This is a genomic window from Rhizobium sp. Leaf371 (genome assembly GCF_001424045.1).
In the GTDB taxonomy this organism is placed as follows: domain Bacteria; phylum Pseudomonadota; class Alphaproteobacteria; order Rhizobiales; family Rhizobiaceae; genus Ferranicluibacter.
Window position 1 is genome coordinate 233841 of record NZ_LMQB01000027.1, and the last position, 15944, is coordinate 249784.

The following is a 15944-nucleotide window of genomic DNA, read 5'->3' on the forward strand; positions in this document are numbered from 1 at the left end:
GCGCCGCCGTTCAATGGCGCGATGCCGCTGCGTCAAAACGAGACAAGCAAATCCATCAATATTAAGGCGGAAGGGCTTTTCTCTTGCCATTGTGACATGAAAACCATAAACGTTGCAGAGGTAAAAAGTGTTGACGGGATAGATTCCACGACCGGGCAGCCAAGGGAGTAACCCTGGCGCCAGAGCATGATCGGGTAGCGGACTACGCGCTTCCGGCTGTCATGTCCTCGCAGCAAGCGTGTTTCATCCGCCGTCGCTTCACTTTTCATCGCATTCCGAATCGAGAACAATCCGGCGGTGGCCGGAAGATACGGTGTCTGACACCACGCCCCGCAAAGGGCACACTCATCGGGCCACAAGGCCTATGACTTTGGCATTCCTTGTTTGGTATCTCATGTCGACGCAGCAGGATCGGTCAGAAGCGGAAAGCGCCGGAAACGGAACGCTTGCCTCTGTCGTCCGGCTGTTTGCCCATGGCTGGTACCCATCGGGAATTTATCTATCCGGCGAACGCCGTGACCTGTGTGGGGGACCGCCTCCGGGACGTCCTTTTCCTGCCCTGTCACGCTCACGCCGAGGAGCACAACCTACATGGCAGAGAAAATGCTTATCGATGCGTCTCACGCTGAGGAGACGCGGGTCGTTGTCGTACGTGGCAACCGCATAGAAGAATTCGACTTCGAGTCGGAACACAAGAAACAGATTCGCGGCAACATCTACCTGGCGAAGGTCACGCGCGTCGAACCTTCGCTTCAGGCCGCGTTCGTCGACTACGGCGGTAATCGCCACGGCTTCCTGGCCTTCGCCGAAATCCACCCCGATTACTACCAGATCCCGCTGGCAGACCGTCAGGCTCTGCTGCGCGCCGAGGCCGAAGACGCCCGCCGCGACGACGATATCGAGCATGTCGAGACCGGTACGGATCTCGACTCCGATGACGATGCGTCGGAAGACGAGGTCGTCAGCGCCGCGGACGATCTCGCGCCCGCAACCGCCGTCGAGGCCGCAGCCGAAGCGGAGACGCCGGTCGAAGCCCTTGCTGCACCAACGGATACGGACGTGGCCGATGGCGCTGCCGCCGAGGCCGTCGCTGCAAGCGACACGGCTGCCGAACAGGCCGTCGCCGAAGAAGCTCCCAAGGCAAAGCCGAAGCGCGCCCGCCGCTCCAAGAAGGCGATCGCTGCCGAAGCCGCCGAGGCGGAAGCCACGGCCGAGAGCACGGCGACGTCCGACGATTCGACCTCGGACGAGACCGACGAAGGTCGCGGCCCGAACGGCGAAATGGCCGCGATGGTCGATGCCGATACGATTTCCGAGGCGCCCAGCCGCCGCCGCGGGCATGACGACGACGATGACGACGGTCATCACGAAGAAAAGGAAGTCATCGAATCGGTTGGTGCCGAAGATGCGATGGAAGAAGTGCCGGACCGCAAGGAACGCCGTCCGCGCAAGCAGTACCGCATCCAGGAAGTCATCAAGCGTCGCCAGATCCTGCTCGTTCAGGTGGCCAAGGAAGAACGCGGCAACAAGGGCGCGGCGCTCACCACCTATCTGTCGCTGGCCGGCCGCTATTCGGTTCTGATGCCGAACACGGCGCGTGGCGGCGGCATTTCCCGCAAGATCACCAACCTTCCGGACCGCAAGCGTCTGAAGGAGATCGCCCGCGCGCTCGACGTTCCCCAGGGCATGGGCGTCATCCTGCGCACGGCCGGTGCCAACCGCACCAAGGTCGAGGTCAAGCGCGACTTCGAATATCTGATGCGTCTCTGGGAAAACGTCCGGACGCTGACGCTTGCCTCCACCGCACCCTGCCTCGTCTATGAGGAAGGCTCGTTGATCAAGCGGTCGATCCGCGACCTCTACAACAAGGACATCAGCGAGATCGTCGTTTCCGGCGAAGAAGGCTATCGCGAAGCGAAGGCCTTCATGAAGATGCTGATGCCGAGCCACGCCAAGGTGGTTCAGCCTTATCGCGACGTGCATCCGATCTTCTCGCGCTCCGGCATCGAAGCGCAGCTCGATCGCATGCTGCAGCCGCAGGTCACGCTGAAGTCCGGTGGCTACATCATCATCAACCAGACGGAAGCGCTGGTCGCGATCGACGTCAACTCGGGCCGTTCGACGCGCGAGCACTCGATCGAGGACACCGCGCTCCAGACGAACTTGGAAGCCGCCGAAGAGGTTGCCCGCCAGCTTCGCCTGCGCGACCTTGCCGGTCTCGTGGTGGTCGACTTCATCGACATGGAGGAGAAGCGCAACAACCGTTCGGTCGAAAAGCGTCTGAAGGATCACCTGAAGAACGATCGCGCCCGCATCCAGGTCGGCCGCATCTCGCATTTCGGCCTTCTGGAAATGTCGCGTCAGCGCATCCGCGCTTCGGTCCTCGAATCGACCACGCAGGTCTGCGCGCATTGCGCCGGTACCGGTGTCGTCCGGTCGCAGTCCTCCGTTGCCCTGCATGTCCTGCGCGGCGTCGAGGAATATCTCCTCAAGAACACGACGCATGACATCACCGTTCGTGCGACGCCGGAGATCGCGCTCTACCTGCTCAACTACAAGCGCTCGACGATCACCGATTTCGAGGCCCGCTTCGGTGTCGCCATCGTGGTGGAAGCGGATGCGCATGTCGGCGCGCTGCACTTTGCGATCGATCGCGGCGAGGCTGTCGAGAACCCGGTCAAGATCGATCAGATCCTGCAGTTCGAGGCCCCCATCGAAGACGAGGACGACGATATCGTCATCGAAGACGATATCGAGGACGACGAGGAACTGCTGGTCGAGGCGAAGCCCGAAAAGGCCGAGCGTCCGGACCGTGCCGAGCGCGAGACCGGAGACGACCAGAACGGGCGCAAGCGCAAGCGTCGTCGTCGCCGTCGTGGCGGGCGTGATGGCGATGCCGATGCGTCGGCCGACGCTGCAGGCTCCGATGTCGCATCCGACGAGGACGCCGACGAAGGTGACGACGAGGACGAGGCCGATGATGCCGTGTCCGCGGATCAGACCGAGGGCGCAAGCGGCGAAGATCGCCAGAAGCGCAAGCGCCGCCGTCGTGGCAAGCGCGGTGGTCGCCGCAACAAGGATGGCGAGATCGAAACCGGTTCGGACGAAGCTGCAATGGCGGATGCCGGCGATGCCGGTGCCAGCACCGACGCCCTCGCGCTCGCCGATGCTGTCAACGATGCAGGTGACACGGAAGAGGATGCGGTCGAAGACCAGGCCATCGCGGCGGAAGCCGACGGCCTGGCCGACGACGCGGTTGCTGAAACCGATGATCGCCGCGAAGCGCCGGCCGCTCCCAAGCGCAGCCGTCGCCGCCGCTCGCCGCAGGATCTGGTGACGGATGTCGTCGTGCAGCCCGTAGCGGCCGAAGGTTCGACGGACGCGGCAGCCCAGGCTGCCGTCGAAGCCGCACCGGATGCCGTCTCAAGCGAAACAGCCCCCGTCTCCAAAGAGGCCCGCACCGAAGACGCGTCCGCGTCTCTCGGCGAGAGCGACGAGGCCCATGTGGCGGTGGAAACCGCGACCGAAAGCCCTGTCGAAGCATCGCCCGAGATCCCGGACGACAAGACCTCGGACGACAAAACCTCGGACGATAGGCCGGCTCGCAACAACCGCAACATCGAGACGATCGCCAGCGAGCCGCTGGTCCGCTCGTCGGCAGCATCGACCGACGAGACGGCCGAAGAGCAGAAGCCCAAGAAGGGTGGCTGGTGGCAGAAGCGCGGTTTCCTATGATCCGCTGACGTCACGAACAAACAAGAAAGGCCAGCCGGAGCGATCCGGCTGGCCTTTTTCGTTGAAGGGACGGTGGTGGCTGTCAGCGTCCGCGCCCCGGCGGGCGGGCCTCAGACATCGAATCAAGCGCCTTCCAATCCGAGTCAGCATCCGCCCGGAAACTGTTGCCAGTCCTAGCTTTTCAGCCAGCCGGCCATGCGCTCGATCGCCGTCTCGATATCGGCCGGCGCACCGGCATAGGAGAAGCGCATGGCCCGATGCCCTTCGATGGGATCGAAGTCACGGCCGGGTGTGGCCGCAACATCGATCTCGGCCAGCATGCGGTGGGCGAAGGCCATGCTGTCATTGGTGAAGCGGCCGGCATCGACATAGGCATAGAAGGCACCATCCATCGGCGAGGCGATGGTGAAGCCGAGTTCCGGCAGACGCTTCAGGAGAAGCGCGCGGTTGACGGCATAGCTTTCCTTGTAGACCTCCAGTTCGGCCGATGCGCCCAGCGCGGCTTCGGCCGCGATCTGGGAGAGCTCCGGCGGCGAGATGTAGAGGCTCTGGGCGATGCGCTCGAAGCCGCGCACCTTGTCCTCCGGCAGCACCATCCAGCCGATCCGCCATCCGGTCATGCAGTAATATTTCGAGAAGGAGTTGATCACCACGGCGGCATCCGTCACGGCCAGCGCCGTCGTCTCCTCGCCGACGAAGGTGAGGCCGTGATAGATCTCGTCGGAGATGAAGGCGATGTCCTTGTCGGCACAGTAATCGGCGAGCGCCTGCAGTTGCGCGCGACCTGTCACCGTGCCGGTCGGGTTGGCCGGGCTTGCCAGCAGCACGCCGCGGATCGGTCCACCGGCCCGCTTTTCGGCCTCTGCCAGTCCCTGCGGCGTCAGCGTGAACCCGTTCGAGGCGTCGGCATCGACCTCGACGACGTCGAGGCCCAGTGCCGCAAGGATATTGCGGTAGGCCGGATAGCCCGGCCGCGCGATCGCGACGCGGTCGCCCGGATCGAACAGAGCGAGAAAGGCAAGATTGAAGCCGGCCGACGATCCGGTGGTGACGGCGATGCGCCGGGGGTCGATCGAGACATCGTAGTGCCGCCGATAGTGCTCTGCGATCGCCGTGCGCAAAGACAGGGTGCCGAGCGCATCCGTATAGCCGAGCCGCCCGTGCTCGAGGGCCGCGCGCGCCGCCTGCAGCGCCGCCTTCGGAGCGGGATGGCTCGGCTGCCCGACCGCCATGGAGATCACGGGGAAGCCCGCATCGCGCCGCCGGGTCGCTTCCGCCAGAATGTCCATGGCGTGGAAGGGCTCCACGGCGCTGCGGTGGGAAAGCGTGGTCATGGCGGGATCCTCGTTGCCTTCATCGACCCGAGCGCCTGTCACGTATACGTCCAGACAGTCGGGCAGTCTTCCATCGTCAGATGGATTGCCCCAACCGGGCGGGCTTCACAAGAGCCGGGAACGCCGAGGAGGCAACAAGGCCCCGGCAAGGCCCCAGCAAGGGACAGACAAGGCACCGGCAAGACGTCTCGCCTCGACCTTTTCTTGTCCCTCCGGCTTTCCATGTGCTATCGCACGCAGAGAGAAAGCCGGCATTTCCCCCAGTGTCGGCAGCGCCATATCAGCGAGGACCGCATGACCATTTCCGTACGCCGACTGATCGCCGCATCGCTCCTGCTCGTCTCCACCACCTGCGTCTTCACGGCCCCGGCCATGGCGCTGGACGACAAGGAGAAAGCGGAATTCGGCGCCTTCATCCGCGAGTATCTGGTGGCCAATCCCGAGATCATGCTGGAGGTTCAGGAAGCGCTGAAGGCAAAGCAGGCTTCCAAGGCGCAGCAGGTGGCCGAATCGGCGATCACGGCCAACAAGGACACGATCTTCAACTCGAAATATGATGTGTCGCTCGGCAATCCCAAGGGCGACGTCACCGTCGTCGAGTTTTACGACTACAATTGCGGCTACTGCAAACGCGCCTTGCCGGACATGCAGGCAATCCTCGAGGCCGACAAGAACGTCCGCTTCGTTCTGAAGGAACTGCCGATCCTCGGTCAGGAATCGCTCGACGCGCATCGTGTCAGCTCGGCCTTCCGCAAGCTGGCGCCGGAGAAATACGGCGATTTCCACACCGCGCTCCTCGGCGGCGAAGACCGCGCGACGGAGGAGACGGCCATCGCCGTGGCCGAACGCCTCGGCGTGAAGGAAGCCGACATCCGGGCCAAGATGGTGGATCCGAGCCAGGACGACGAGGTGCGGGAATCCTACACGCTCGCCAACGCGCTCGGCGTCACCGGCACGCCCTCCTACATCATCGGCAACGAGGCGATCTTCGGGGCCGTCGGCGCCGACGAACTGGCAGCCAAGATCGCCAATATGCGCAGCTGCGGCAAGACGGCCTGCTGACGGAGACGCCTGCCTTGTGGACAAGGCCGGCGCAGGGCTCCAGCAGCCTTGCGCCGGGCCCAAAAGGCTTTTTTTCGGTAGCCCAACCGTCTATAGCTTTCGGCACGACGCGAGGATGCTTGTGATATGCCAACGATTTTCGTCCTGAACGGTCCCAATCTCAATCTGTTGGGCAAGCGCGAGCCCGGCATCTATGGCGGCCAGACGCTCGCCGATATCGAAGCGATGTGCCTCGAAGAGGGCCGCAAGCTCGGCTTGACGATCGATTTCCGTCAGACCAATCATGAAGGCCTGCTGATCGACTGGTTTCACGAAGCCTCCGGCAGTGCCGCCGGCATCGCGGTCAATGCCGGTGCCTATACCCACACCTCGGTGGCCCTTCACGATGCCACGCGCGCCATCGGCATTCCCGTGGTCGAGCTTCATCTGTCGAATGTCCACGCACGCGAGGAATTTCGCCACAAATCCCTGCTTGCTCCGGCAGCGAAAGGCGTCATCTGCGGGTTCGGCGCGCACAGTTACATTCTGGCGCTCAATGCGCTAAATACGCTCCTTCATACATCGAAATAAAAAGAACAAGAGGCTCTCATGGCTGACAAGAAGACCGGCATCGATCAGGCACTGATCCGCGATCTCGCCAATATCCTGAACGAGACCGACCTGACCGAGATCGAGATCGAGCAGGAAGACCTGCGTATCCGCGTCTCGCGCGCCGGCACGCCGCAATACGTCTCCGCCCCGATTCCGGCTGCCGCGCCCGTCGCGGTCGCGGCATCGGCTGCCGCGCCGGATACCGCCGCCCGCATTTCCAAGAACGCGCTGACGGCGCCGATGGTCGGCACCGCCTATCTGTCGCCGGCACCCGGCTCGCGTCCCTTCATCGAGATCGGCGCCACGGTGAAGGAGGGCCAGACGGTCCTGATCATCGAAGCCATGAAGACGATGAACCAGATCCCCGCACCCCGGTCCGGCAAGGTCGTCGAGATCCTCGTGGAAGACGGCGCGCCGGTTGAATACGGCGAAGCGCTCGTGGTCATCGAGTAAGCCCATGCCCCTCATCTCCAAGGTTCTCATCGCCAATCGCGGCGAAATCGCGCTCCGTGTCCTTCGCGCCTGCAAGGAACTCGGTATCGCAACCGTTGCCGTGCACTCCACGGCCGACGCCGACGCCATGCATGTGCGCCTGGCGGATGAAAGCGTCTGCATCGGCCCGCCGCCCTCGCGCGACAGCTACCTGAACATCCACCAGATCGTCGCGGCCTGCGAGATCACCGGCGCGGATGCCGTCCATCCCGGCTACGGTTTTCTGTCCGAGAACGCGAAGTTCGCGGATATTCTCGATGCGCACGGCATCACCTTCATCGGGCCGACCGCCGATCATATCCGCATCATGGGCGACAAGATCACCGCCAAGGAAACGGCCAAGGCACTCGGCATCCCCGTCGTGCCCGGCTCGACCGGCGAAGTGCGGCCTGAGAATGCGCTCGAGATCGCCCGCGAAATCGGCTTTCCCGTGCTGATCAAGGCGACCGCCGGTGGCGGTGGTCGCGGCATGAAGGTCGCGCGCAACGAGGACGAAGTCGAGGAGGCCGTGTCGACGGCCCGCTCGGAGGCCGCAGCCGCCTTCGGCAACGATGCCGTCTACATGGAAAAATATCTCGGCAAGCCGCGCCATATCGAGATCCAGGTCGTCGGCGATGGCGAGGGCAATGCCATCCATCTTGGCGAGCGTGACTGCTCGCTGCAGCGGCGCCACCAGAAGGTCTGGGAAGAAGCCAATTCGCCCGCGCTCAACGTCGAGCAGCGCATGAAGATCGGCGAGATCTGCGCCGATGCCATGCGCAAGCTGAAATATCGCGGCGCGGGCACGGTCGAGTTCCTGTACGAAAACGGCGAGTTCTATTTCATCGAGATGAACACGCGCCTGCAGGTGGAGCATCCGATCACGGAGGCGATCACCGGCATCGATCTCGTGCACGAGCAGATCCGCGTCGCCTCCGGCGCCGGCCTGTCCGTGACGCAGGACGAGATCGTTTTCCAGGGCCATGCCATCGAGTGCCGGATCAATGCCGAGGATCCGCGTACGTTCGTGCCCTCGCCCGGCACGATCACGCATTTCCATGCCCCTGGCGGCCTTGGCGTTCGCGTCGATTCGGGCGCCTATCAGGGCTACAAGATCCCCCCCTATTACGACAGCCTGATCGGCAAGCTGATCGTGCATGGACGCACCCGCGTCGAATGCATGATGCGCCTGCGACGGGTGCTTGACGAGTTCGTCATCGACGGGATCAAGACGACGCTGCCGCTGTTTCAGGACCTGATCAACAATCAGGACATCGCCAACGGCGACTACGACATTCACTGGCTGGAACACTATCTCGCCCAGCCGGCGGAGTGATATCGTACCGGAGCGCTGCCGATCGCCCCTTGCGGGCGCAGCGCTCCGGCCTTCTCTATGCGTCGCCCGGTTTCGCAAAAGTCCTTCTCAGGCAGCGGACGGAGAGGCGGCAAGCAAAGGCAGAGCATGAGAGGCAGCCGCGCCAAGCAACCGGACATCACACCCGAGCTTCTGCTGCGTGCCTATTCGATCGGCCTTTTCCCGATGGCCGATTCGGCCGACGATCCCGAAATCTTCTGGGTCGAACCCGAAATCCGCGGCGTCATCCCCCTCGATGATTTCCATGTGCCCCGCAGCCTTGCCAAGGCGATGCGACGCTCGTCCTTCACGATCCGCCGCAACACCGCGTTCGAAGCGGTCATGCAGGGCTGCGCCGCTCCGGCGCCGGATCGACCGACCACCTGGATCAACGGCACCATCCGCGGCCTCTACACCGCCCTGCACGGGAAGGGTCATGCCCATTCGGTCGAGGCGTGGGACGGGGACGATCTCGTCGGCGGGCTTTACGGCGTGTCGCTCGGCGCGGCTTTCTTTGGCGAGAGCATGTTTTCCCGCCGGACAGACGCCTCCAAGATGTGTCTCGTCCACCTTGTCGAGCATCTGCGCACGCGCGGCTTCATCCTGCTCGATACCCAGTTCACCACGGAACACCTGAAGACGTTCGGCGCGATCGATGTGCCGAAGGCCGATTATGCCGACAGGCTCGCCAAGGCCGTCGCGCGGCCACACGCGCGGTTTTGACGCGCGCGAACGGTCCGATGGTTTGCGCTGGGAGCAGAGTACCGCTGCGGTCCGATCCGAGACCGCTATTGCGTGTTCGACGCACTGTCCGGCGGAGGCAGGTCGGACTTGGCTTTGCAGCTTTGCAGCCAGACGTCATAGACCGGATGTTCGACGGCGTTGAGGCCGGGGCTGTCCGCAAACATCCAGCCGGTGAAGATGCGACGGATCTTCCGGTCGAGGGTGATTTCCTCGACCTCGACAAAGGACGTCGTCTTCTGGGCTTCCGTATCATCGCGGCTGTAGCAGACCCGCGGCGTGACCTGTAGCGCGCCGAATTGAACGGTCTCGCCGATATAGACGTCGAACGTGGTGATACGGCCGGTGATCTTGTCGATGCCGGAAAAGACGGCCACAGGGTTGGCCAGTCGCGCAGCTTGCGTCGGCAATGCCGTCACGGCGAGAACAGACGCGGCGACGAGGAGCGACAGGCGCGCGCGGATGGGAGACTTGCGGCAGATCGCGACTTTGCGGTTCATCGACACGGTGCGGATCTTCCTGTTCACTGCGATTTCAGTCTCCGGCCCCGTCGGCATCCGGAACGCCCGGTTTTGTCGCGCAGCAGGCGCCCCCGGAAAAGACACTGCGGGCAGGCTGCCGCCGCGCCGGCTTCGCCTCGCGCTTGGGTCTAGATGACAATCATGGCCGCGTGATGATGCGTCCGGAACGATGGCCGGAACCGCTGATGCCTTACGAACGCGGCGTCCAGGCGTCGTAGTCGCCGGTCACGCGCGGGCGCTCGCCGGACTTGGCCAGCGAACCCGGCGGGCGATAGGCCTGCGACGTGCCGGTCATGTTGACGCGGTGCGGCTTCTGCCATTCGCGGGCGGCGTACGTCTCGTCGGCCGGGGAAATGTCCGTGCGGTGGTGCATCCAGCCGTGCCAGCCCGGCGGGATCGCCGTCGCCTCGGCATAGCCGTTATACATCACCCAGCGGCGGGTGCGGCCTTCGGAATCCTTGCCGCCTTCGTAATAGGTGTTGCCGAGCTCGTCCTGCCCGACCTTCTTGCCGAAGCGCCAGGTGTGGAACCGGGTCCCGATCGTCGAGCCGTTCCACCAGGTGAAAATCTGCAGAAAAGTCTTCATCGAACCGTCCTTGGACCGGCACACGAAAGCCGTGCGCGGATGCCTTATGATTGCTTCTGCTTATGGCCTGCCGGGCCGGTCTTGTCCAGCCTGCGGGCGTGGCCGCACGGGTGTGTTTGCAGCCTACCGGGCGTCGGCCAGCACCTTTTCCATCTCCACCGTCGGCATGCCCCAGTCCTCCAGACCCGCACCGATCTTGGTGAAGCCATGGGCTTCGTAGAAGGCGATGGCGGGGACATTGTCGCTGACGACCTCCACCCGCATGTGTCCGGCATAGGGAAAGCAGGTTTCGAGTTCGGCGAAGAGATCGCGCGCGATCCCCTGACGCTGGAACGCCGGCAGGACGTAGAGCTGGTGGAGGACGGCGGTCTCGTGCAGCGTCGGCGACATCGACGCGTAAGCCATTCCGCCGATACGCTTGCCGTCGTCGGCCACCACGAACTCGCTGTTCTTGCGCGCGAGGTTTGCCTTCAACGCCGCGACCGAATGCCACTTGGCCGTCATCTCCGCAACCTTGTCGGCCCCGTAGCGGGCGTCATAGGTCGCATGCGCCGTCTCGCCCAGAAGCGCGCTGATCGCGGCGAGGTCGCGCTCCGTGGCGGTGCGGACGAAGAACATGGCTATTCCTCAAGCCCGAGCTTCGCCTTGACCAGCGCCTGCACGGCCTGCGGGTTCGCCTTGCCGCCGGTGGACTTCATCACCTGGCCGACGAACCAGCCGGCGAGCGAGGGCTTGGCCTGAACCTTCGCCACCTGATCCGGGTTGGCGGCGATGATCTCGTCCACGGCCTTTTCGATCGCACCCGTGTCGGTGACCTGCTTCATGCCGCGGGCCTCGACGATCTCGGCCGGGTCGCCGCCCTCGGCAAAGACGATCTCGAACAGTTCCTTGGCGAGCTTGCCGGAGATGACCTCGGACTTGATGAGATCGAGAATGCCGCCGAGCTGCGCCGGGGAAACCGGAGTCTCTTCAATGCCTTTGCCGGCTTTGTTCAAGGCGCCCAGCAGGTCGTTGATCACCCAGTTGGCCGCCGCCTTGCCGTCGCGGCCCGCGGCGACGGCTTCGAAATAGTCGGCAATCGCCTTTTCCGACACCAGAACGGAGGCGTCATAGATCGACAGGCCGAGATCGCGCACGAAGCGCTCCTTCTTGTCGTCCGGCAGTTCCGGCAGATCGACCCTCAATGCGGCGACGAAGGCCTCGTCGAATTCGAGCGGCAGAAGATCCGGGTCGGGGAAGTAGCGGTAATCATGCGCATCTTCCTTGGAGCGCATGGAGCGCGTCTCGCCCTTGTTCGGGTCGAACAGGCGTGTCTCCTGGTCGATCTTGCCACCGTCTTCGAGAATCGCGATCTGGCGACGCGCCTCGTATTCGATGGACTGACCGATGAAACGGATGGAGTTGACGTTCTTGATCTCGCAGCGCGTGCCGAATGCGGCGCCGGGACGGCGCACGGAGACGTTGACGTCGGCGCGCATGGAGCCTTCGTCCATGTTGCCGTCGCAGGTGCCGAGATAGCGCACGATCGAGCGCAGCTTCGTCATATAGGCCTTCGCCTCGTCGGACGAGCGCATGTCGGGCTTCGACACGATCTCCATCAGCGCAACGCCCGAGCGGTTGAGATCGACATAAGACATCGTCGGGTGCTGGTCGTGCATCGACTTGCCGGCGTCCTGCTCGAGATGCAGGCGCTCGATGCCGATTTCGATGTCCTCGAAATTGCCCTGACGGTCGGGGCCGAGCGAGATGACGATCTTGCCTTCGCCGACGATCGGATCCTTGAACTGCGAGATCTGGTAGCCCTGCGGCAGGTCGGGGTAAAAATAGTTCTTCCGGTCGAAGATCGAACGATGGTTGATCTGCGCCTTCAGGCCGAGGCCGGTACGGACCGCCTGGCGAACGCATTCCTCGTTGATCACAGGCAGCATGCCCGGCATGGCCGCATCGACCAGCGAGACGTTTGCGTTGGCCGCATTGCCGAAGGTCGTGGACGCGCCCGAAAAGAGTTTTGAATTGCTCGTGACCTGGGCGTGCACCTCCATGCCGACGATCACTTCCCAATCGCCACTGGCGCCGGGGATGAAGCGTTTCGGATCGGGGGTACGGACGTCGACAAGGGTCATGGCAGCTCTCGGTTCTTTCGCAGGCGGACAGCCCGTTCGGTAAAACATCTATACCGGCGTTGCAAGGCTCGCAGCGTAGAGAGGGTCGCACGCGCGCCGCCATTCACCGCCATCACGCGCCCGCGCCCGAGGCACCGTAGACGCCGTCCTCGCCCTCATCCGCGATAATCAGCGACTTCCTCAGACCGATCTGCTCGACATCGCGATCGAGCCGCGCGGCGTAGCGCGTCGAAAGCCAGGCGACGCGAAAGCCGCGCTTGGCAAAGAAGCCGAGGGCCGCCGCGTTGTCCACGTGGGTCGCAGCCTCGGCGACATCCGTTCCCTCGGAGAGAATCTCGGCCTCAAGCGCATCCATCAGGCGGGTCCCCACTCCCTGCCGCTGAAAGTCGGGACGAATCCAGAAATCCGTGATCGTGCCATCCGGTCGTTCGCAGGCGGCCCAGCCGATCACCATTCCCTCCGCTTCCGCAACGTGGATCCGGTACCAGCGCGTTCGTGCGAAGCCGAGAAAGGCGAAATGCGCAATTTCCTGCATGGACACGCTGTCGGCTGTGGCGGCATCGACGCCGACAATCGCGCTTTCCCAGGCCGCAAGCCCGATATCGGCCAGCAGCGAAGCCTCGTCCTCCCGCGCAACCCGGATCGTCGTCACGATCGCATTCCTCTGTTCCGCAAGCGGCCCTTTTCCGCGAGCTGCAAGTTTGCCATGCGCTCCGGGTGAACTCAAGGCGGGCGCAGCTGACATAAAAGCTTTATGAAACCACCCTAATATGACCTTCGAAAACGTCCGTCATTCCGATCGGCGTCGCTTTTCCGTGATTGCCGATATCGAGACGTTCATGCGGGCCATCCCATCCTCTGCGCAGCCTCCGGTCGCCAGCATCGTCGTTCCCATGAAGAACGAGGCCGGGAACGTGGATCTGCTCGTGGCCGAAATCGAGCACGCCTGTCGCGACATGGCCTTCGAGGCGATCTTCGTGGACGACGGCTCGACGGATGCGACGCGGACGCAAGTCCTTGCCGCCATGGCGAGCCGCCCGTGGCTGCGGCTCATCGTTCACGCCCGCTCGGGCGGGCAATCGGCGGCCGTCCATTCCGGCGTTCTGGCCGCCCGCGCGGCGCTCGTCTGCACGCTCGACGGCGACGGACAGAACCCTCCGTCCGAAATCCCGCATCTTCTGGCGCCCTTTCTCGTGCCCGGCCGCCCGGAGATGCTGGGGCTGGTGGCGGGACAGCGCGTGAACCGGGCCGATACGCTGTCGAAGCGCGTCGCGTCGCGCCTTGCAAACGGCATCCGCGCCAGCGTCCTTTCCGACGCCACGCTGGACACCGGCTGCGGGCTCAAGGCCTTCCGGCGCGATGTCTTTCTGGCGCTGCCGTTCTTCAACCATATGCATCGCTACCTGCCGGCGCTGGTGGCCGCGCAGGGGTTTACGCTGGCCCATGTCGATGTTGCACATCGACCGCGCCATGCGGGGGCCTCGAACTACACCAATCTGCAACGCGCGCTGGTCGGGCTCCATGATCTCGTCGGCGTCGCCTGGCTGATCCGGCGCCGCAAGACCGTACAGCCCGAAGAACAAGGCGCTCTTTCATGCATGACATTCTCGTCTTCTTCGGAATCGATTCCGCGACGGATCTCGCTTGGCTGATCGTGGGTCTGTTTGCGCAGACCATGTTCTCGCTGCGCTTCATCATCCAGTGGCTGAGTTCCGAGAAGGAGAAGCGCTCGGTCATTCCGCACGCCTTCTGGTGGTTCTCGCTGTTCGGCGGCCTGACGCTGCTGGCCTACGGCCTTCATCGCCGCGAACCCGTGCTGATTCTCGGGCAAGCCATGGGCGTGGTGATCTATGCGCGCAACATCGTCCTCATCCACCGCAGTCACCGCGACGAGACCGGGCAAGCGCTTGCCCTGAAGCCATAATGCACCACACTCGATGACGCAGAACCGCGCCATTCTCCTGATCGTCGCGCTGACGGCCTATCGCGTCCTGCTGTTGGCCTTCGACCGGACCGACCTCTTCGTCGACGAGGCGCAATACTGGATGTGGTCGCGCGATCTCGCCTTTGGCTATTTCTCGAAACCGCCGATGATCGCCTGGGTGATCCACCTGACGACGGCGCTGGGCGGATCGGACGGCCGCTTCTGGATCCGGCTTTCCTCGCCCCTCGTGCACGGGGCCACGGCCGCGATCGTCATGGCCTTTGCGAGGGCCGTCACGGGCTCGCCGCGGATCGCCGCCTGGTCGGGTGCAAGCTTCGTCACCCTGCCGGGGGTCGCGCTCTCCTCGGTGTTCGTCTCGACCGATACGATCCTGCTGTTCTTCTATGCTCTCGCCACCCTCGCCGCGGCCCGCTTGAGCCTCCACCCCGCTGCGCGAAGGCCCACGCCCGCAGCCAGCGACGATCCGGTCAACGGACCTCGCCCGGCCGTGGGTATTGCCCTCGCCATCGGGCTCGGCCTCGCGATCGGGCTCGGTCTGTTGTCGAAATACGCGATGCTCTATTTCGCGGCCACGGCTGCCCTCGCCGCGGTGGTCGTGCCGCACGCGCGGATGCGCCGGCAGCATGCAGCCATCACCGGGCTGGTGGCGTGTCTGACGGTTCTGCCGAACCTCCTGTGGAATGCGCGGCATGGCGGAGCGACCTTCCGGCACACCTCCGACAATATCGGTTGGACCGGCCCTTATTTTCATGCCGATCGGGCGGTGGAGTTCTTTGCCGCGCAGTTCGGCGTGGTCGGCCCGGTCGTGTTTGCAGCCATGATCGCTGCCGTGAGCTTCGTTCTGCGCGGTCGCGCCGGTCCTTCGGATCGCCACCTCGCGCTCCTCTCATGGCCGATCGTCGGTCTGCTCGTCGTGCAGGCGCTGATGTCTCGCGCCTATGCGAACTGGGCGGCAACGGCCTATGTGGCCGGCGTGGTTCTCGCGATTGCATATCTGGATGCAAACTGGAAGAAAGGGTTGCGGATCAGCCTCGCCGTCAACGGTTCGGTTGCCCTCGCGCTTCCTCTCCTCTGCGCCTTTCCGCAAACGCACCTTCCGGGGCAGCCACCCATCCTCAACCGCTACCTCGGGCGCAGCGCGCTGAGCCTGTCCCTGGCAGCGCAGGCCCGGGCGGAAGGGCTGACGACGATCGTGGCGGACAACCGCGATATTCTCGCGGATCTCGTCTACACCCTGCGTGGTTCGGAGATCGCGGTTCGGGCTCGGCCGACGGGCACGGCGCCGCGCAACAGCCATGAGCAGGACATGACGTACGATCCCTCACGGGATGCTGCGCGCGTCCTGCTGGTCGCAGAGGTGCCCCTCGCCTGCCCGTTCGACACGCCTGTGGCTCTGCCGCCCATCCGACAGGAGAACGGGTTCATGGCGAACCGCGCTCTGCTGCCCTATGCCGTGGACGGCAGGTGCCTCACGCCCTGAC

General features: G+C 64.1%; 15 protein-coding genes. 9 read left to right on the plus strand and 6 right to left on the minus strand.

Features of this window, described 5'->3' with window-relative positions; genetic code table 11:
* Positions 1 to 591 precede the first annotated feature (591 nt).
* Positions 592 to 3735: a ribonuclease E/G gene (locus tag ASG39_RS19465; RefSeq protein ID WP_062596599.1), complete on the plus strand. Its 3144-nt coding sequence runs from the start codon at positions 592 to 594 to the stop codon at positions 3733 to 3735.
* 173 nt (positions 3736 to 3908) lie between these two features.
* Here the strand turns inward: ASG39_RS19465 and ASG39_RS19470 are convergent, their stop codons facing one another.
* Entirely contained in the window at positions 3909 to 5069 is a 1161-nt protein-coding gene (locus ASG39_RS19470) for an aminotransferase class I/II-fold pyridoxal phosphate-dependent enzyme (protein WP_062596739.1), read from the minus strand.
* 294 nt (positions 5070 to 5363) lie between these two features.
* Between ASG39_RS19470 and ASG39_RS19475 the strand changes: the two genes are divergently transcribed.
* From ASG39_RS19475 to aat, 5 genes are all read left to right on the plus strand, one after another.
* Entirely contained in the window at positions 5364 to 6131 is a 768-nt protein-coding gene (locus ASG39_RS19475) for a DsbA family protein (RefSeq protein WP_062596600.1), read from the plus strand.
* A gap of 126 nt (positions 6132 to 6257) precedes the next feature.
* Positions 6258 to 6701, plus strand: coding sequence for a type II 3-dehydroquinate dehydratase (aroQ, locus tag ASG39_RS19480; protein WP_062596601.1), 444 nt, complete (start codon positions 6258 to 6260; stop codon positions 6699 to 6701).
* An 18-nt stretch (positions 6702 to 6719) separates the two neighbouring features.
* The gene (accB, locus tag ASG39_RS19485; protein WP_062596602.1) at positions 6720 to 7175 is read left to right on the plus strand and encodes an acetyl-CoA carboxylase biotin carboxyl carrier protein; all 456 of its coding nucleotides are present in this window, start codon (positions 6720 to 6722) and stop codon (positions 7173 to 7175) included.
* Positions 7176 to 7179: 4 nt separating this feature from the next.
* Positions 7180 to 8529: an acetyl-CoA carboxylase biotin carboxylase subunit gene (gene accC, locus ASG39_RS19490; RefSeq protein WP_062596603.1), complete on the plus strand. Its 1350-nt coding sequence runs from the start codon at positions 7180 to 7182 to the stop codon at positions 8527 to 8529.
* A 126-nt stretch (positions 8530 to 8655) separates the two neighbouring features.
* A complete protein-coding gene (gene aat / locus ASG39_RS19495; protein WP_062596604.1) occupies positions 8656 to 9270 on the plus strand; it encodes a leucyl/phenylalanyl-tRNA--protein transferase in 615 nt (204 codons plus the stop codon).
* Positions 9271 to 9335: 65 nt separating this feature from the next.
* Here aat and ASG39_RS19500 read toward each other — a convergent pair whose 3' ends face one another.
* The 5 genes from ASG39_RS19500 to ASG39_RS19520 form a co-directional block, all read right to left on the minus strand.
* Positions 9336 to 9788, minus strand: coding sequence for a DUF2155 domain-containing protein (locus ASG39_RS19500; protein WP_062596740.1), 453 nt, complete (start codon positions 9786 to 9788; stop codon positions 9336 to 9338).
* A 211-nt stretch (positions 9789 to 9999) separates the two neighbouring features.
* The gene (locus ASG39_RS19505; RefSeq protein WP_062596605.1) at positions 10000 to 10395 is read right to left on the minus strand and encodes an NADH:ubiquinone oxidoreductase subunit NDUFA12; all 396 of its coding nucleotides are present in this window, start codon (positions 10393 to 10395) and stop codon (positions 10000 to 10002) included.
* A 123-nt stretch (positions 10396 to 10518) separates the two neighbouring features.
* Positions 10519 to 11013, minus strand: coding sequence for a GNAT family N-acetyltransferase (locus ASG39_RS19510; protein ID WP_062596606.1), 495 nt, complete (start codon positions 11011 to 11013; stop codon positions 10519 to 10521).
* A gap of 2 nt (positions 11014 to 11015) precedes the next feature.
* Positions 11016 to 12518 carry an Asp-tRNA(Asn)/Glu-tRNA(Gln) amidotransferase subunit GatB gene (gatB, locus tag ASG39_RS19515; protein WP_062596607.1) on the minus strand — a complete coding sequence of 501 codons (1503 nt, stop codon included), beginning with the start codon at positions 12516 to 12518 and terminating at the stop codon, positions 11016 to 11018.
* A gap of 112 nt (positions 12519 to 12630) precedes the next feature.
* Positions 12631 to 13170: a GNAT family N-acetyltransferase gene (locus tag ASG39_RS19520; RefSeq protein WP_062596608.1), complete on the minus strand. Its 540-nt coding sequence runs from the start codon at positions 13168 to 13170 to the stop codon at positions 12631 to 12633.
* Between the two features lie 187 nt (positions 13171 to 13357).
* On the opposite strand from ASG39_RS19520, the gene ASG39_RS19525 reads away from it, so the two are divergent.
* The 3 genes from ASG39_RS19525 to ASG39_RS19535 are packed head-to-tail and all read left to right on the plus strand — an operon-like array spanning position 13358 to position 15943.
* On the plus strand, positions 13358 to 14170 hold the full coding sequence (locus ASG39_RS19525; RefSeq protein WP_156468214.1) for a glycosyltransferase: 813 nt from the start codon (positions 13358 to 13360) through the stop codon (positions 14168 to 14170).
* Positions 14113 to 14442 (plus strand): lipid-A-disaccharide synthase N-terminal domain-containing protein, encoded by a 330-nt coding sequence (locus ASG39_RS19530; RefSeq protein ID WP_062596609.1) that lies wholly within the window; start codon positions 14113 to 14115, stop codon positions 14440 to 14442. The genes ASG39_RS19525 and ASG39_RS19530 overlap by 58 nt, the downstream gene beginning before the upstream one ends.
* Positions 14443 to 14455: 13 nt before the next feature.
* Positions 14456 to 15943, plus strand: a complete 1488-nt coding sequence (locus ASG39_RS19535; protein WP_062596610.1) for a glycosyltransferase family 39 protein — start codon at positions 14456 to 14458, stop codon at positions 15941 to 15943.
* Position 15944 lies beyond the last annotated feature (1 nt).